The 18124-nt window shown below is 64.2% G+C and carries 16 protein-coding genes; 12 read left to right on the top strand and 4 right to left on the bottom strand.

Annotation, left to right across the window (positions count from 1 at the left end; translation table 11 throughout):
* Positions 1-287 precede the first annotated feature (287 nt).
* From J2T57_RS00080 to J2T57_RS00135, 10 genes are all read left to right on the top strand, one after another.
* Positions 288-1901, top strand: coding sequence for a sensor histidine kinase (locus J2T57_RS00080; RefSeq protein WP_253472440.1), 1614 nt, complete (start codon positions 288-290; stop codon positions 1899-1901).
* A gap of 76 nt (positions 1902-1977) precedes the next feature.
* Positions 1978-3333: a sigma-54-dependent transcriptional regulator gene (locus J2T57_RS00085; RefSeq protein ID WP_253472442.1), complete on the top strand. Its 1356-nt coding sequence runs from the start codon at positions 1978-1980 to the stop codon at positions 3331-3333.
* A 440-nt stretch (positions 3334-3773) separates the two neighbouring features.
* Positions 3774-4190, top strand: a complete 417-nt coding sequence (locus J2T57_RS00090; protein ID WP_253472444.1) for a hypothetical protein — start codon at positions 3774-3776, stop codon at positions 4188-4190.
* 1 nt (position 4191) lies between these two features.
* Positions 4192-5409, top strand: a complete 1218-nt coding sequence (locus J2T57_RS00095; RefSeq protein ID WP_253472446.1) for a hypothetical protein — start codon at positions 4192-4194, stop codon at positions 5407-5409.
* Entirely contained in the window at positions 5393-6448 is a 1056-nt protein-coding gene (locus J2T57_RS00100) for a DUF2169 family type VI secretion system accessory protein (RefSeq protein ID WP_253472449.1), read from the top strand. Before J2T57_RS00095 ends, J2T57_RS00100 begins: the two co-directional genes overlap by 17 nt.
* The gene (locus J2T57_RS00105; RefSeq protein ID WP_253472452.1) at positions 6438-7568 is read left to right on the top strand and encodes a hypothetical protein; all 1131 of its coding nucleotides are present in this window, start codon (positions 6438-6440) and stop codon (positions 7566-7568) included. Before J2T57_RS00100 ends, J2T57_RS00105 begins: the two co-directional genes overlap by 11 nt.
* Positions 7555-11472, top strand: coding sequence for a PAAR-like domain-containing protein (locus tag J2T57_RS00110; RefSeq protein WP_253472455.1), 3918 nt, complete (start codon positions 7555-7557; stop codon positions 11470-11472). Before J2T57_RS00105 ends, J2T57_RS00110 begins: the two co-directional genes overlap by 14 nt.
* On the top strand, positions 11469-12503 hold the full coding sequence (locus tag J2T57_RS00115; protein WP_253472458.1) for a hypothetical protein: 1035 nt from the start codon (positions 11469-11471) through the stop codon (positions 12501-12503). Before J2T57_RS00110 ends, J2T57_RS00115 begins: the two co-directional genes overlap by 4 nt.
* A 534-nt stretch (positions 12504-13037) precedes the next feature.
* The gene (locus tag J2T57_RS00125) at positions 13038-13490 is read left to right on the top strand and encodes a pilin (protein ID WP_301289024.1); all 453 of its coding nucleotides are present in this window, start codon (positions 13038-13040) and stop codon (positions 13488-13490) included.
* Positions 13491-13649: 159 nt separating this feature from the next.
* Positions 13650-14069: a pilin gene (locus tag J2T57_RS00135; protein ID WP_301289025.1), complete on the top strand. Its 420-nt coding sequence runs from the start codon at positions 13650-13652 to the stop codon at positions 14067-14069.
* 16 nt (positions 14070-14085) lie between these two features.
* On the opposite strand, the gene J2T57_RS00140 is transcribed toward J2T57_RS00135, so the two are convergent.
* On the bottom strand, positions 14086-15366 hold the full coding sequence (locus tag J2T57_RS00140) for a GspE/PulE family protein (RefSeq protein WP_253472461.1): 1281 nt from the start codon (positions 15364-15366) through the stop codon (positions 14086-14088).
* Positions 15367-15697: 331 nt separating this feature from the next.
* On the opposite strand from J2T57_RS00140, the gene J2T57_RS00145 reads away from it, so the two are divergent.
* Together J2T57_RS00145 and J2T57_RS00150 are read left to right on the top strand one after the other, a co-directional pair.
* Positions 15698-15994 (top strand): type II toxin-antitoxin system RelE/ParE family toxin, encoded by a 297-nt coding sequence (locus J2T57_RS00145; protein ID WP_253472464.1) that lies wholly within the window; start codon positions 15698-15700, stop codon positions 15992-15994.
* A 72-nt stretch (positions 15995-16066) separates the two neighbouring features.
* Positions 16067-16309, top strand: coding sequence for a hypothetical protein (locus J2T57_RS00150; RefSeq protein WP_253472467.1), 243 nt, complete (start codon positions 16067-16069; stop codon positions 16307-16309).
* A 91-nt stretch (positions 16310-16400) separates the two neighbouring features.
* Here the strand turns inward: J2T57_RS00150 and J2T57_RS00155 are convergent, their stop codons facing one another.
* From J2T57_RS00155 to J2T57_RS00165, 3 genes are all read right to left on the bottom strand, one after another.
* Positions 16401-16598, bottom strand: a complete 198-nt coding sequence (locus J2T57_RS00155; protein WP_253472470.1) for a DUF2283 domain-containing protein — start codon at positions 16596-16598, stop codon at positions 16401-16403.
* A gap of 337 nt (positions 16599-16935) precedes the next feature.
* Positions 16936-17361, bottom strand: a complete 426-nt coding sequence (locus tag J2T57_RS00160; protein ID WP_253472473.1) for a CBS domain-containing protein — start codon at positions 17359-17361, stop codon at positions 16936-16938.
* Positions 17362-17428: 67 nt separating this feature from the next.
* Complete coding sequence (locus J2T57_RS00165; RefSeq protein WP_253472476.1) at positions 17429-17893, bottom strand: universal stress protein; 465 nt, start codon at positions 17891-17893, stop codon at positions 17429-17431.
* Positions 17894-18124: the final 231 nt, after the last annotated feature.

Here is an 18124-nt window from a genome sequence, read left to right on the forward strand (position 1 = left end):
AGTAACCCCGGGGGTGTAGTCCCGATATGCAGTGGGGTGCATTCGGAGGGGGAAGAGGCAATGGATACGTCGTTCACGGTGCGTTGCCGCCTTCGGCCTAACGGCACCCTGCGGCGGGCACGGCTTAATGTAGGGTGCCGTTAGCGCGCAGCGCGTAACGCACCGCAACGGCGCCGGCCAGGCCAAAAGCCTGTAGACGTTGAAACCCCACGAACTCCGCCACCCAACTTGCGCAAGCCACCCAAACCACCGACACTCGGCTGTGCAAACAGCCGAGACAGGGAACGATGCAGGCGCCCGCTTCCACGCTGCAACAGGCAAAAACCATCGAAGAAACCCACGGCTGGCGGCCCATGCGCCTGCTGGCCGTCTATCGACTGCTGGTGGCCGTGGTAGTGGGGGTCGGGTTCGGCAGCGGGGTGGAACCGCTGGCAATTGCCGCCGGCATGCCCAACCTGTTCATCCAGGGCGCGGTGGGTTACTTCCTGTTTGCCCTCGTCGCACTCATTCTCGCCCTGCAGCTCAATACGCGGTTCAAGGCCCAGGTCATTTTCCAGGCCGTCGGTGACATCACCGGCCTGCTTGTGCTGATTTACTCCGCGGGCATCAGCGACAATGCCCTGGGGCCGCTGCTCATGGTAGCGGTTGCCGGCCTCGCCACCCTGGTGAATACCCGGCTAGCGGCATTCTTCGCGGCACTGGCCACCGTGGGCCTGCTGGGGCAGCAGTTCCTGCAGCAGATGCAGTCCGGTGCCGACAGCGTTGGCTACACCCAACTGGGCATGCTGGGTCTCGGCATCTTCATCACGGCCCTGGGTGGCAACCTGCTCGCCCGCCGGGCCCGGGAAAGCCAGGCCCTGGCAGAGCAACGCGGCATCGATCTCGCCAATCAGGAGGCATTGAACGGCTATATCGTGCAGCGCCTGCAGGACGGCATCATCGTGATCGACGGCGACAGCAATGTGCGTCTGCTTAATGCGGCGGCCTGGAGCCAGCTCGGACGGCCAAAGCACGATGCCGAGCCCACGCTGTCGGACCTGCATGCGCAGCTCGGTGACATGATCCGGGCCTGGCGAAAAAACCCGCAGATCGAGCCGGAGGTCCTTGCCCCGGTGAACAATGGCCCGGAAGTGCAGCCGCGCCTGCAACCGCTGGGGCAGGGCCGCGGCGGAGCGCTGCTGATTTTCCTGGAGGATCTCTCGGAACTGCGCGCCCAGGTGCAGCAGGCCAAACTGGTGTCACTGGGCCGGCTCACGGCCAGCATCGCCCACGAAATCCGAAACCCCCTGTCGGCCATGACCCACGCCGCCCAGTTGCTGGAAGAAGGCGAGCTCAGCGACGGCGACAAGCGGCTGCTGCAGATCATTATCAAGCAGGGAGCACGGCTGAACGGCATCATCGAGGACGTGCTGCGACTGTCCCGCCGGGAGCAGCCCAATCGCGAGATCATCCTGCTCTACGAGTGGCTGGAGGAGTTCGTCCGCGAGGCAGGCCTGCAGGAGAACCTTCGGGCCGTGCGGCTGGACATCAGCGAGGTGCCGGACGACATCACCCTGCCCTTCGATGGCAACCACCTGAACCAGGTCATGACCAACCTGGTGCGCAACGCGGTGGAGCATGGCGGCGCCGATGGGCCGGTGGAAGTCACCATCACTGCCGGGCGGGACGTCAGCGGCCGGCAGTGGCTCGAGATTTGCGACAACGGTCGCGGCATTCCCGACGACGCCGCGGCACACTTGTTCGAGCCGTTTTTCACCACGGCCACCACCGGCACCGGGCTCGGGCTGTATCTCTGCAGCGAGCTCTGCGAGAGCAACCAGGCCCGGCTGACCCTGCGCGAGCAGGAAGAGGGGCGGGGCGCCTGCTTCCGCATCACCTCGTCAGGAGCGCTGCTATCCTGAAGGGCTTGAGTCGGCGGACCGCCGCCGTCACAGGCGCACAACAAGACTGACTGGAACCATCGAACGGGGCGAACCCATGCAAGCTGCCAGGGCACTGGTTGTCGACGACGAGCCGGACATCTGCGAACTGATCTGCCTGACCCTTGAACGCATGGACATCGCCTCGGAGCGCGCCGGCACGGTCGACGAGGCCGAGCGGCTGCTGCGTCAGGAAAGCTTTGACCTCTGCCTCACCGACATGCAGCTCCCCGGCCGCAACGGGCTCGACCTGGTGCGCCTGGTGCAGCAGCAGCACCCCGAACTGCCCATCGCCGTCATCACCGCCCACGGCAGCATGGATGCCGCCGTCGAGGCGCTGAAGGCCGGTGCCTTCGACTTCGTGCCCAAACCGGTCGACCTGAAAATGCTGCGCAAGCTCGTCGACAGCGCCATGAAGCTCTCCCGCGGCAGCCTGCCCGATCCGCGCTCGCGCCGCACCCTGCTGGGGGATTCGTCGCCCATGCAGCGCATCCGCGGCACCATCGTCAAGCTGGCCCGCAGCCAGGCCCCGGTGTACATCAGCGGTGAATCCGGCACCGGCAAGGAGCTGGTCGCCCGCACCATCCACGAGAAAGGTGGCCGGGCAGACAAGGCCTTTGTGCCCATCAACTGCGGCGCCATCCCCGGCGAACTGATGGAGAGCGAGTTCTTCGGCCATATCAAGGGCAGCTTCACCGGCGCCACCACCAACAAGGAAGGGCTGTTCCAGGCCGCCGACGGCGGCACGCTGTTCCTGGACGAAGTGGCGGAGCTGCCCCAGCACATGCAGGTGAAACTGCTGCGGGCGATCCAGGAGCGGGCCATCCGACCGGTGGGCGGACAGCAGGAAATCACCGTGGATGTCCGCATCCTCTCCGCCACCCACAAGGATCTGGCCCAACTGGTGGAGGATGGCCAGTTCCGGCAGGATCTGTTCTACCGCATCAACGTCATCCAGCTGAACGTGCCCAGCCTGCGCGAGCGCCGGGAAGACATTCCCATGCTGGTGGAGCATGTGCTGACCCGCCTGGCCGGCAACAACGGGCAAACCGGTATCAGCCTGAGCGACGACGCGATGCAAGCGCTGTCCCGCTACCCGTTCCCCGGCAACGTGCGGGAGCTGGAAAACATCCTCGAACGGGCGCTGACCATGGCCGAGGAGCAAACCATCACCGCCGACGACCTCATGCTGCCCGACCACGAGCCACTTAGCCCGGCGCCGTCAGCCCCCAGCGGTGCCATCCCGGAGCCGGATGACGACTTCCTGCTCGAGGACTACCTGGAGGGCATCGAGCGCAGCGTCATCACCAAGGCGCTGGAGAAAACCAACAACAACAAGACCGCCGCCGCGCAACTGCTGGGCATCAGCTTCCGGGCCCTGCGCTACAAGCTGAAGAAGCTCGACCTGGAGTAGGGCTTGTTTGCGGTGCGTTACGCGCTGCGCGCTAACCGCACCCTACGGATTGGATCGGGGAACCGCGGTCCGGCACGCCGCTCATGGACACGCCGTAAACCCATCCCTGGGGGCTCGACAGCGACATCCCTGTCGCTGACGGTCCATGAGCGGCGCACCGGACCGCGGTTTGTGCTGTGGGCGTGGCGCTGGCAAAACGACCGCCGTCGCGGTGCGTTACGGCCTTCGGCCTAACACACCCTACGTGAGCCGTACCCGCCGTAGGGTGCCGTTAGCGCGCAGCGCGTAACGCACCGCAACCCACCTGCGCCGAATGCCACAAGCGCGCCGCAACCCCCACTCGCTCGCAAATCTGGCAACACCACGACCGGGCGTGATAATTTATCGAAACGGTCCAAGGAGGACCGAACAACCGATCACATAGGACAAGGAGGTCCACGGTGAACGCACTCGCTTTCGTCGATACCAGCCACCCGCCCCAGGACGCCCCCACGCGTCACGTTGCCCGCGTTGCGAAAGTGAACGCCGGCACATTGACGGCCGCGCTTCATCCATGCTGGCAAACCGAACTCCCCGTGCTCGCCTGCGCCGCCGGGCTGCCGCCCCTGTCGGAGGGGGATTTGGTAATGGTGGAAACGGTGAGCGGTGGCGTCGTGGTGACGCGACTGCTGCGCAACACCGCATCCGCCCAGGACGCGCCGCTGGTCATCGACCACCCCCAGGGCATCGTTCTGCGAGTGGGTAACACTGAACTGACGATTACGCCGGAGGGTGCCATTACCCTGAACGGCCAGTCGCTCGCCCTGGATGCGGCGGCCGAGGTTGCACTGCGCGGCGCGGCCATCCGCCTGAACTGATATGCCCGGGGTCACGCTTGCCAACAGAGCGGCACACGCCAACACGGCCGCCCGACTCATGCAGCAGCGCCAGTGCCTGCAGGCGGAATGGCTGACGCCGCTGACCGCGCTACAGCAGATCGAGTACCGGCTGGATGGCCATCTCCGCCTGCTCGCGGAGGCCGCACCATCGCCTCCGGACGCAGCGCCCGGCGCCATCGACGCTTCGCTTGCCGTCTTCTGCGCCTGGCTGCTCGCCGGTGGAACACCGGCGGATGTCATTCCCGGTTGGGTGGCCGAAGGCCAGACACTCGCACCCACCTGCACCGCACTCGCTTTGGCCGCCAGCGACAGTCAGTTAAATGACCTTTTCGACGCGTTGCCAACGACCGCTCTCGGCGGTGCGCCCGACCTGCTGAACCTGGGCGTTGCACGGCGCTTGGCGCTGCCCGCGACGCTGACCGAGACACTCGAAGACGCGGCCCCCTCCCCGTCACCGGTCCCAGTTGGCCTATGGCGCTGGGCGGCGCGAACCCCCGGCCTGGAGCCTGCTCTGTTCACCGACGCCCTGTCCCGCCTGACGATCAACGACCCCGAATATTCGTCAGAGCTGGAAGGCGCCCTGATGCGCGTTGCAGCCGGCGCCCGCGACCAACTGCTGGCGTTGGCAGGCACCGAACAGACGACAGCGAATTCGTCGGTGCTGCGGTTGATGGTACTCGCCCTGGCAGACGCCGCCGAGCCCCTTCTCCGCCGCGCGCTTCCGCATGCGCCGAGGCAGGTATTGCCCCTGCTCCCCCTGGTGGGCACGCCCTGGGCGCGGGACACCCTGATCGAGGCTCTTCACTGCCCGGAACAGGCCAAGGCGGCCAGCGCCGCGTGGCAGTTGCTCACGGGGCGGACACCACCCAGCCGCCCTCGACTGAAGGCCCTGGATGGTGACACCGAAAGTGACGACCATGCGCCGGATGCCGATGCCGCCGCCGAGGCGATGCGCCGCCTGCCAACCGGTCCGGTGCTACTGGGGTGGAGCGTCGGCGCGCCCGACCACCTGACACGCACCGCGGCCAACTGGGGCGGTCGGGGCTCCGAGCTGTTGCTCGACGCCATCGCGATTGCGCACCGCCAACCAGTACTGCCCTCGGCAACCGCCACCGTGCAACGACGGGTAAGCGCGCTGCGCCAAGTGCTCGCCGACGCAGACCAGCAGCGGGAGGCCATCAATGCTCTCCCTGCGTAATGCCACGCCGTACCCCGCCGCGCTGGTGTCGGGGTGGTCATGGCAGCGCGAACAGGTACAGACCCTGGTGGTGAAAGTCAGCCTTCAGTTCACCCTCGACGGGGCGCTCGAGCCGCTGCCGGACCCCATCGGGCTGGTGCCGGTGGATCAAGCCGTCAACGAAGACGGCAGCGGTAGCCTGTTGGCGGCGGGGGACCTCGCGCCGTTCAAGCAGGGTGGCGAATGCTACCTGTTCGGAACGGCCCATCCTCGCCAGACGGGGGCCAGGGCAACGCTGACCAGAATCACCCTTGAGGCAGCGGAACGACCAATCTGGACCAAGTCCGTCGCAGTGAGTGGAGAAACGCACTGGCGCAAGACGCTGTTCGGGCTGCAACGCGGCGAGGCAGCGCCCATGAAACCGCAGCCACTGCGTTACGAGGACGCCTTTGGCGGCAGCCTGCAACGGCGCGGTCGCGCCCACCCGGCCAACCCCGTGGGCAGAGGCTATGCCCCCAGCGTGCTCGACAACCCCCACCCGCGCCTGCCGGCCATCGAAGACCCGAAGCAACCGCTGGCACGCCCGGGGCAGACACCGCCGGTTGCCGGCTTCGGGCCCTTGCCAGCGAGCTGGACACCCCGCCGGGAAGCCCTGGGCACCCCCGAAGAAAGCGCCGAACAACAGGGCTGCCCCTACCCGGACGACGCCCGGCCCACACTGCACAACGCCGCGCCGCTGGACCAGCGCTTCGAAAACCCCTTCCAGGGCGGTGAGACATTGACACTCCAGGGCTTTTTCCATGCCCACCCCCAGCCAGTTGTGCTTGAACTGCCGAGCTGGCACATGGTGGCAGCCCTGCGGCGTCCTGATGCGGCGCCGACCCGGGTTCAACCCGTCTGCGACACCCTGATCATCGACACCGACCGACGCACCCTCGCCTGGCTGTTTCGCTGCTCGGTGCCACTGGGGCAGGTCGAGACGCCCAGCGGCGAGCTGGCACTGATGGATCTGCAGTACGCGTTCGCCCAGGCGGAGAGGGAGGCGGCGCATGGGCAGTAATGACGGAGTGCCAGTGGCACACATTCTCGGCGCATTCCTTGAGTGCGCCGCGGGCGACACATTACCCGGCCTGCTGGCGCAGACCATGACGGGAGAAAGCTGCCTGCGCCGCGAACCGGAACTGGCACTCCATGCACCGGGGCACGACAAGCCGGTCACGCCTCTGGTCGGGCGGATACGACCCAACGAAGGGTCGCCCCGCAACACCCTGCCGCGATGCCTGCACCTGCTTCTGCCGGTGATCGAGCGGGCACTGGCTGCCGCCCGGGATCGCGAAACACCCGTGCACCACATCGCTATCTGCGTGCCGGAATCACTGGCCAGCCAGGAAGCAGCTGTGATGGCTGCGCTCACGGAAACCGGCCTGGCGCTGCCTGAGTGCGCCATCACCCTGCACACCGTTGGTGGCAGCGGGGCAACCCTGTCCGGTGTTGTGGAAACGCTGGCAACGACCGGTGGCGAATGCGCCCTTTTCGCGGGGGTGGATAGCCTTGTCAGTCTCGCCGCTGTCCAGCGCCACCTCATCGGCGCAGACCCGGACAACAGGCACGTGACGCCGCCGGCCGTGGGCGAGGGCGCCGTCTGCCTGCTACTCGGACTCGTGGAGAACGAAGGCGACGACGGGCTGGCGCGCATCACCGCTGTTGGGCTCGGCAACGCTGATGGGCCGCTGCAGACATCACTCTTCGCGAGCGTCGAGAAGGCTTTGGATGGCCAACCGGGGAACGGGGTACCGCCGCCAGCCATGATCCATGCCGCGCCGCAGGGGCCGGACTATCGCGCCGCGCTTTACCGCGCCGAGGAGCAGTTCTGGCCCCGCCGACTCTCACCCCGGGAACAACTTGCGACTCGCAAGGGCCGCCCGACTCCGCCACCCAGCGTGCTGGAACCCGAAGCCGAGTCCATCTCGCTGGCACGCCTGCTGGGAGATACCGGCGCGGCTGCCCTGCCGCTGGCCCTTGCCCTGGCCTGCGCCCGACTGCGGCACCCCACCCTACCCGGCGTCGATGCGCTGGTTGTCGACGCCGGCCCCGGCCGGGCAGGCACTGCCGTACACCTCGCCAGACCGAACACGCACGATATTCACTTCAAGGAAGGAGCCAGCCATGTCCAGGGATGACAATCGGCCCGCCGCCCCGGCGGGCGATGACGGCACGGTGGGCCAGCCGGTCGCCGGTAACGTCTATTTCAACGGCCGCACCGCCGTGCACGCAGGCTCCGGCGGCATCCTGCTGAGCCCCGAGCTCTGCCGCAGCGGCAAGAAGTGCCGCACCCGCCCCTACACCAACGTCGCCCTGTCCCGCGACGCCGCGGACACCGCCACCACGGTGTTCGTCAACGGTCACCCGGTCTGCCATTCGGGCTCGCGCTTTGCGGTGAGTGCCGGCGACGAGGGCGCGAACTGCGGCGGCGTGCGCTCCGGCACCATCAAGGGCCCGGCGGAGTTCATCTCATCGTCGCAGGACGTGCTGATCGAGGGCATGCCGGCGGTGCGCAACGGTGACCTCATGGTCTCCAACCATCGCAACACCGACCCAGTGCCCCTGACACAGCCCGACGGCCCGCCCAGCGACGGCTTCGATCTCGCCGCACTGGAGGCGCTGGAGGCCGACGACCCGCAGTATGCGGCAAGCATTCATGTCGCCGGCCGCGCGCCGGTAGCGGGCATCTGCCGGTTGCAACCCAATTCCGAAGCGCCGCCACCACCCACGCCCCGGCAGCAGGTGGTACCGGCCAACGGTGACCCGCACCGTCACCTGGCCATTCCCGCGGACGAGTCCGACACCACCGCACTGGTGCTGCGTCTGCCGGACGTGGAAAACGGCCACTGCGACATTCCGCTCGGCGAGCTCCAGCCGACACCACGGGATGATGCCCGGGCCGATGCCGACACCGCCATCGACGCCGCCGACACGCTGCTACTCCCCGTGCTGGTGCTCTGTCATACCGACGCATCCCTCGACCCCGCGCATGCCGAGCCGCCGCGCCCGGGGCGGCTCTACGTATTCCGCGACGGGTATCTTTGGCGGGAGCTGGAAGTCACCAATGAGGCGGGGCTGCGGGATATCGATCTCTTGGTGCACGCCGGCCGGCCCGGGCATGAGCGCCGCGCCAGCACCGTGGTGCAACTGACCCTGCTGCTGCCCCACCGCGTGGGTGGGGTGGAGAGTGCCTTCGCCATCGCCTACAGCGAGACCCCGTGGAGCTGGTCACGCATCAACAGCCTGGGGGGAATGCACCCGGATGATCCACGCCTCGCCGGGCGCGCACAGCTTTTGCCGAGCGGCACGCAGCTTGAGGGCGCGGACGAGCGCCGCGCCCAGCGCCTGCAGGGCTTCGCGCTGGATTCACTGGCTGACGCCATCACACCCCAGCCGGCCCGGGAAGGCTTTGCCGCCATCGAGGCCAGCGCAGACGCCCCAAGCGATGACGAGTACCTGAATGACCTGCGCTGCCCCCATACACCGGCCATCTACCTGCACGACCCGTTGGGCATTGCCACCACGCTCATCGCGCGCATTGGAGAGGCGCAGGAGGCACTGACCGAGCAGCTTGAGGCCATCGCCGAACATCCCCACTACGCCAGTGCCGTGCTCATTAACCGCCTGTGCTTTGACGAGGCGCTGTGGGACTACCGCGCCACCCGCCGTGGTACGCGCTACGACGACCGCAGCGAAGAGGCACGGCAGGCCCGCAACCTCGGCCGGCTCATGCGCCGCGACTATGTCACTGAGGACATCCTGCAGACCGCCGAGCGGGCCCGACTGCAGACGGAACTGCGCGACGCCCGGGACCAATTGGTCGCACTGTGGCAGGGGCAACTACCGGATAACAGTGGCGCGATCCGCGACCACAGCCCCGACTGGATAAGTCTTGAGGCGGCGCTCGAGGACTGTGCCTGGCTGGAGAGCGGCCCACGGCTGCTGCTCTACCAGCAGCTCATCACCCACCTGGCACCGCTGCTGCTCGCCGTGGCGGATGTCGACATGGGGCTTGATGACGTCGCGATTGAGGACGCCAACCTGGAGCGTCCCGGGCTTGAGATCGCCGCACGGCTCCGGCGATCCGACGATCCGCTGCACCGCATGGCTTTCCCCAACGCGGACGCACTGGCCGCCGCCCGGCATGGCGAACCCCCGCCGACCACACGCAACAGACCACCCCGTGACACCCCCTGGTGCCGTGCCGAAGACATCGCCGCCGCCTTTGGCCGCGGCAGTGGCGACTTCGCCCTTACACCCGAACTCCGCACCCTGCGAGACGAGCGCGAGAACATGCTGGCAGCACTCTTCGGCCTGCTCGCCACCCTCTGGCGCCAAACCGGTGAAACCGACCCCGGGCCGCTGCTCGGTACGCTGCTCGGGCTCGGCAAGCTCGCCGGTAACCCGGCGTTTGAAGGCGCGGAACTGGTCGCCGCCCGGACACCGCTCACAGGAAAGCGCATCATCGGCGCCGAACACCTGGACTTCGACGCCGAGGACACCGCCGAGGCCAGGCACCGCACCTGCTTCTGGGGCCCACGGCTCTACAACCCCCACACCGGCGAGATCAACGCCGACGACCTCACCCTGGCCCAGGCCCGGGCCACCGAGGCCGAGAACCCCGGCCGCATCAACGACCCGCGACTCTTCGACGCCCCCCGCTGGTTCTGGGCCGAGGAACGGGGCGGCACCTTCGAGACCCGGGGTGCCGTCATCACCATGGGTGTCGCCGCCGCCAGCGCCGCCGGCACTGCCCTGGCGAACCGACCCCCCGGACCACTGCCGGGTGGACTCTCGCCTGTCGCCTCCAGTCTGCTACAGACTGGTGCTGCAAGCGTGGCTAGCGCCATCCTGCTGCCAATTATGTTGGTGAATACGTGGGGGGCAACGGCGAGCTTTCTAACTCGCCTTGACGAACCCGGCTCACTTTCTCGTGCCGGCTATGCGTTTTCGTCGCTCGCTGGCTCCTCCCTCACAGCCCTAGCTGCGGCGAGTGAGATCTTCACCAAGGAGCGTGTTGGCACTATGTTGACCAACCAGATACCGGGGCGTACAGGCGTTGCATTGGGACGTTTCGCAACAGGTTCATTTAGGTCGGGACGTCTTGAGCGCGTGCCTTACACCACGGCGGCAGGAGCATTCGTCGCCGCTGGCCAGGGACTGCTAGCCTTCGGCAGTGCAGCAGAACGTGCCCGCGCCGGAAACCATGGCGCCGCCGCTTTCTATACCGCTCACGGAGTCAGCATGTTGACCTTCGGAGGCGCGTCGGTCATTGAGGCGAAGCTCATCGCTCGAGGTGCGCTGGCCGGTTTTCTCAGCCTCGGCCCGAAAGGCTGGGCAATGCTCGCCGTAGGTACACTACTTGGCGTGGCCGCCCGGCACTTCACCGACACGCCGCTGGAGGCTTGGGCCCGCCATGGCCCCTTCGCCGCACGGCGCGATGGGCGGCACGACGCCGACACTGGCGCCTCTGTGCCCCGGGGTGACCTTGCCGAATTTGATGCCGACGCCTGCCACCGGGCGCTAGTCCAGACGCTCGCCACTCCTGCGGTTCGACTCTATCGCGACCCAGGGCGGACCGTAGCTGGCACGCCGATAGTCACCATGAAAGTGGCACTGCCCATGCCACTGCCGGACGGCGAGCGCCTGGAATGGCTCTGCACCCAGACTGTAGAGACCTGGGAGCGGGAACCAGAGCAACCAGCAGCCCGGCAGGTTGTTTTCGACGGCCGGAAGTATCCGGAGAAAGCCATCGCGCCGGTGGACTGGGAGCCGATCGTCGACCCAGACACCGGCCAGGCACTGGGCATGCGGTACTACTTCGACAGCACACCGCAGATTCCCGGTCGACTGCTCGGCGGCGAAGTGTGGTGGCAGGCAAAGATCCGGCTCCGCCTGGCTACCGACGGCACGCTGCCCCCTGCAGGCGAGGGGGCGAACTCAACAGAAAGTACCAAACCACAGGAAGTTGACCGCAGCGATTCAGGCTGGATTCACGCCCCCGCAATAACGTTCCGTTACCGATCTGGGAAACCGCTATGAGCATGGTGCAGCCCGATTACCTACCATCTGCCCATCGAGGTTGTCAGCCCGTCCCGGAGCGCCGCGAAGAAGACCGTACCATCCGCGCGGTGGACATCCCGCTCCGGGGCACTATAAGCACAGAACACCTTCCGGTTTCAGGCCTTGGCTTCTTCAAGGAAGCCAACGAGGATTCGGAACGCTACGAAAGGCTTAAGGAAAAAGTTCGCCGCTGGGGCGGTTTGCCCTGGGCTGGTATCGAAAACACCCAGATAATGGCCAGCTTCGTGCGATTCGGCACAGGTTTTTTCTGCGTCGGGGCTGTTATTTGCGCACTAATGCTGTTCTTTGCCGGTCTTTTTCAGGGGCAGCTCTCTTATGTATGGAATGACATCGGCATGGCCTTGCTCGCAGCGCTCCTGCTCTACGGCCTCTACCGCCTCATCGACTGGCTCATCCGCACCGACCGCATCCCCGACGGCAAGATGGTCATCTTCCACCGCCCGAGCGGCATGGTGCGCGTGCCCGGCAAGGGCAAGCACATCGAGGAGATCCCCCTCCACGACTTCCTGCCCATGATGAGCCGTCACTTTTCACTGGGGGTGGGCGGCACCACGCAGCTCGCGCTCAGCCACCGTTCCCGGGAGCTGGTCATCTCCTACCACGGGACCGCAGGGCAGGAGGCCTGGTACCCGATCATCTACTGGGAGTTCCTGCAGCAGTACATGGATGTCACCAAACCCATTCCCGACGTGCCGGAACTGGAAAACGACCGCTGGGACGACCCTTTCACCCGCGACTGGGATCAGCGCCATGGCCGACCCCGGTACTGGTGGCGGGGCATGTCAAAAGAGACCTTCGATCGCCTCCTGCAGGACAGCCGCGAGGCCGCCCGCCGCTTCCCCTGGCAGCAAGTGCTGGACGGCGTCCCAGCAGAGACCGCCATCCGTAAATCAGGTTGGACCCCCTCCGAATACGCCCAACAACCCTGGATCGCCGCCGCCCGTATCGGCGATGATTATGGTGAGGACAGCCCAGCCAGGGAATCATGAGCGCGACAGATCCAACCAGACTATGGTCGCCACCCCAAATCTCAAGACGGTGCGTTACGCGCTGCGCGCTAACACACCCTACGGCGGGCACGGCCAAACGTAGGGTGTGTTAGGCCGAAGGCCGTAACGCACCACAACGGCGGTGGTGTTGCCCCAAGGCCCAAGGCACAAACCGGGGTCCGGTGCGCCGGTCATGGACCGTCAGCGACAGGGATGTCGCTGTCGAGCCCCCAGGGATGGGGTTACGGCGTGTCCATGAGCGGCGCACCGGACCCCGGTTCTCCGGTCGAACGTCTGCCCCGCAACGTCACCCACCCGGACCCACCTGCCGCTGAGCGTCACTTGCGCCCGTGTTCGGCGTGAACTAAATCACAGTTTCACCACCTCCATACCCCGCAAACCCACAAAGCACGGTTCTGGCACGCCCTGTGCAATCACGTTAACCAGAACACCGACGCGGCGTTGCGATCGGCGAGTTCTTAACCAGCAACCGATCGTCTGGCTTTGAGCCGACCATCACGAAGGAGCATCACAATGAAGGCACAGAAAGGTTTTACGCTCATCGAACTGATGATCGTTGTCGCAATCATCGGCATTTTGGCGGCGATTGCTATTCCGCAGTATCAGAACTATGTGGCGCGATCGCAGTTTGCAGAGTCCAACACCATTCTCGGTGGTGCCCGGGTCACCGTAGAGGAGCGCGTCGCGCAGCGAGGGTTGGGCAACACAAACATTGAAATAGGCAACGCGGTATCGGATTTCGGTATTCGGCTGCAGGGCCGTCACGGCGCTATCACCGACATCACCGATGCTGAGGAAGGTTTCTCCATGACCTACACATTCGGCAGTGGTGACGACGCGACTGTTAGCGACCTTCTTCTTGACGGTCCGGACGTTGAGTTCGTCTACACCCCTGATGGCGAGTGGGAATGTGGCGCCGGCACCGACGTAGACGTTCGTTTCCGCACCGGCTTGTGCGCTAACTAACGCCCAGCACAAGAGTAAGTTTGAGGGGGAGTGCGTTAAACAGCATTCCCTCTTTTTTTGTCAGGTCTTCCAATAAATGAGCAGCGACACTGATTAAATGCTCCGGCTTGCCCACGCCGCCAGTGATCGTAGCCGAGAAATTCCCAAAGGGTGGTCACTATGAAGCTGAACCGCGGTTTCACGCTCATTGAGTTAATGATCGTAGTCGCAATTGTCGGAATCTTGGCTGCAATTGCTATACCCCAATATCAACAATATGTAGCCCGCGCCCAGTTCTCAGAAGCGCATATTGTCATCGGAAGCGTTCGGCCTGTCGTAAGCGAACTGTGGATGATTAGCGGCGCAGCATCTCTAAACGGTGAAACTCTCCAGACGTTGGACTTGGAGAGAACGGGTCGACATGGCGCTCTCACGTTATTCGCTACCGACCCTATTCGCTTCGTCTTTGAATTCGGAGCAGACGGAACCAATGCAAACGATGCCCTTCTGGGCGAAACCGTTACCTATACACTGGATGTTGTTACTGGCCTATGGGAATGCGACAGCACGGTCGCCGAGAGATTCACGACAGGTTGTTGATCGCTCGAAAATCCATTCAAACTGACGAGGATTTTGAATCATGCCTTCCACGACTACCGAGACCGGCACGCCATAACTCCCCAAGAGTTGTTATCCCGGCTGTTACTTTCAATAACCCTTGATTGAGCAGAAAGTCATGAGCTAGCTCGTTTAGATGCTTTCTTATCACTCTCTCAGATGTGTGCTCAAGCAATAGAGCCTGTGCCTCGGCGCCTAGCCGCCAAACCTCGAATAACCCCGTACGTCCTCGGTATCCAATATCGTTACATTCTGGGCATCCAGTCGAAGACCATATCCTGTCAACCGACTCATAATCGACCTGTTGCAGATATCGACGTTCCCGCTCATTCGGCACCCGCTCCTCCTTACAATGCGGACACAACGCCCGCACCAGCCTCTGTGACACCACCACCTCCAAGTTCGCCGCAATCTCGAAGTCGTCCATGCCGTAGTTGCGCAGCATGGTGATGGCGCCGACGGCGTCGCGGCTGTGGAGGGTGGCCATGAGGGTGCGGCCGCTGGAGGCGATGTCGTTGGCGGCGCGGGCTGAGTCGCTGTCGCGTATCTCGCCTAGCAGGATGCAGTCCGGATCGAGACGGAGCACGGTGCGGGTGCCGCTGGCGAAGGTGAAGCCCTGGGCTTCGTTCACGGGCATCTGGTTGATGCCGTCGATCTCGTATTCCACCGGGTCTTCCAGGGTGATGACGTTGCGCTCCACGGTGCGCAGGCGGTGCAGCAGGGCGTAAAGGGTGGTGGTCTTGCCGGCACCCGTGGGGCCGGTGACCAGCAGCATGCCACTGCTGGATTCCAGCCAGTCCGACAGCAGTTCACCCTGGTCGTCGTTCAGGCCCAGGTCTTCCAGTTCGGTGTATTCCAGCCCACCGCTGAGAATGCGGACGGCGAGTTTATCGCCCCGCAGACACGGCGCCACGGTCAGGCGCAAGTCCAGGCCCTGGTCGTCCATCTGCCAGGTGAAGCGGCCGGATTCGGGGGTCTGCACCGGCATGGGGTTGAGTTGGGCCAGGTTCTTGAGCTGGTTGGTGAGGCGCAGGGCAAGGTCGTCACCCAGTTCGCAGACATCCACCATGGCGCCATCAACGCGGAAGCGCAGTCGCAATCCACCCAGGCCGGGGTCCAGGTGAATATCGGAGGCGCGGGCGGCGACGGCGTCCTGCAGCAGCATTTCGGCCTCGAAGGGTTGTTCCTCGTTGTCGGGGCGATCTTCCTGCGAGGCGAGCAGCCTTGGAGCCAGATGTGCGAAGTGCGGACGATCATTTGCTTGAGGATTGGCGGCCATGGACGCTCCTGTAAGAAATTTCACTACCAGCATAGAGGGGAAATTGCTCCGCGGGGCGGGCATGGGTCGCAATCGGCGGATAGAAGCTCCCAAACCCTGAACCAACAGCCACATTGCTGGTATTCTTTGACTGGTAACGAGCGTGCGAGGCTGCATCTATGCAGACGGCTAAAGAGGAAGTTCAGGAGCTGCTCCAGAATCTCCCAGACGACAGCAGCTACGAAGATATTCAGTACCACCTCTATGTGCTGGAAAAGATCCGGCGGGGCGAGAGCCGTGCGAATCTGGAAGGAACCCTGACTCACGAGCAAACGGAAAGGCTCTTATCCAAATGGCGTACACCGTAAGATGGTCGCCCGAGGCGGTAGACGACGCAGAAGCGATTGCGGCATGGATCAATAACGATTCACCACAACACGCAAGTTCGGTGGTGGATAAGCTAGTGCAAGCTGTCGCCGGACTAGCAGATCACCCACTACGTGGCCGCATCGTTCCCGAGTTTGCGGATCCCGCGTACCGTGAAGTGTTCGTTTACAGCTATCGAATCATCTATAAAGTTGGAACGGAGTCCGTCAACATCCTCGCAATAGTCCATGGCAGGCGCCTGCTTTCGCAAACGCCCGATTAACAATCCAGGTAGCACGCGCCCGCCCTGAATTCCATTGGATCTTCCGCACACCCTATTGGAGGTTAGCATTCCATGACGAAGGTCACCTCAGACTCTGATAAGCCGTATGGCATCCGAACCACGTTGACCGAGGGCAACCCCATGGCGGCGGAGCATTTGCTCGGGCGGAATTGGGAGGCCTACCGCTGGTATGCGACGGCAGCGGAGCGGGATGAGGTCATGGCGGACATGCTGGCGGAGCACCCCTGGTCGCGGCCGGGGGACAAGCCAGCGATCCGATGTGAACCGGTTGAGCGGGGGGCGCAGGCTGCGTAGGGGCAGAGGCTTGGGCCTACGCCGATGCGGTGCGTTACGCGCTTTGCGCTAACGCACCCGACGGGCAGGTCTGGCTGGCGGAAGCCCAGCTTTACGCGGCTATGCCCTCGACATGGAGGTGATTGACGTCCGTACGCGTGCTGGCGTGCTCGAAAGTAATCGCGCAGACGTTCCCCTCCGCATCCAGATCGAGAACGGTATTCTCGTCCAGATCCCGAGTTTCGGCGATCTCGCGATCCTGAAACTCGATGTACAGGGTATCCGTATCGTGGAAATATTGTACTTTCATGGCGCGAAGTTTCTGTCGAAAAACGCATTATGGACCGTTTCCAGGTCCGGGAGCAAAACCACCCGAAGGTACTTATTGCCTGCCTCCGGAATCCGTGCCCAGCGCCTTACGCGCCCATCTCGTTGCACTGACTGGTATTCGGGATGCTCGACGACCCTCAGGATCCATGCATCCCTGATCTGCGCGCGATCAGGACGAACACGTGTTGCTTCAAAGTATCTGGTTGTTTTCATGTGGTCGTGATTTTGGGCTCGAGCAGAAAGCATATGGCCGGAATTGGTTCAGATGGCGGCTCGAACGCCGATGCGGTGCGTTACGCACTTTGCGCTAACGCACCCTACTCGGTGGCGGTGCGGAGGGCTTCCAGGATATCTTCGCGGGCGACGATGCCGACCAGGGTGTCGGTGTTGTCCACTACCGGCAGGCTCTTGATGCGCAGTTCAACCAGTTGCTGAAGCACTCGGGTGAGTGGGGTGTCGGGTTTGACGGTGACCGGGGCGCGGGTCATGACCGTGGCGACGGGCTCGCCCATGATCTCGGTGTAGGGCGGCACGATGTGCGCAGGGTTCAGCGTGAACGCCCGCAGAATGTCCATCTTGGTGACCACCCCCGTGAGCTTGCCGGCATGATCGACCACTGGCATGCCGTTGAATCCGTGCTTCTCGAACAGCGCCTGAGTCTCTCGCAGGGACAACTCCGGGGCCACAGTCACGGGGTCTGCGGACATGACGTCGCGGACGCGGTAATGGACGAATTGGTACATGACGGCATCTCCCCACTCGCACCTGCTTTCCCGCAGTGTAAGGGATGCAGGGGCGGGGGATGCAAGTTCATGAGGTCGGTGGGAGATGCGCCATCTGGTCTTCCGCCAACTCCACGTCGTGGACAACCAGAATCGGTTGTTTTGCGTGGCGAACGAGCCATTCGGTCGCCGAACCATGGAGGAATTGCTGGATTCCGGTGCGACTCCGGGTGCCCATGGCAATCAGGTCCGCGCCCCAAAGCTCTGCATGCACGCTGATTTTCTCCGCGGCGCTACCCACCTCGACAGCAACCTCCTCACCGTCGCGAACCCATGACTCCAGCTTCTGAAGCGCCGCGCGCTCGGCTTTCGCTCGCTCTTCCTTCGCATGGGTGGGATTGATGACCGGATTCGCGGTAGCGGATGCGATATCACTGGGGCTGACGACATAAAGCAGGCGGATAGTCGCCTGGGGGTGATAGTCCCTGGTAACTGCGAGGGCGCGTGCCGAGGCCGTCGTGAAATTCACTGGTACAAGAATACGTTGCAGCATGAAACCTCAGCTTGTCAGTCATTGATACCGTGATGGCGAACAGTGCCGCGTATTGCTGCCGTGCAGCAAAGCACGTATGGTACGCCGCTTGTCGCAGTTGGCGAAATGCAAGCCGCACCCCACGTTGCGGTGGCCGCGCGTCCCGCGCGCCTGCAGTGCAAGATCCCGCCAGTTGAATACCGCACGGCCGTTCAGCCGTAATTCCGATATTTGTGTTTCCGCGGTAGCGGA

The sequence above is a fragment of the Natronocella acetinitrilica genome (genome assembly GCF_024170285.1).
Classification (GTDB): Bacteria; Pseudomonadota; Gammaproteobacteria; order Nitrococcales; family Aquisalimonadaceae; genus Natronocella; species Natronocella acetinitrilica.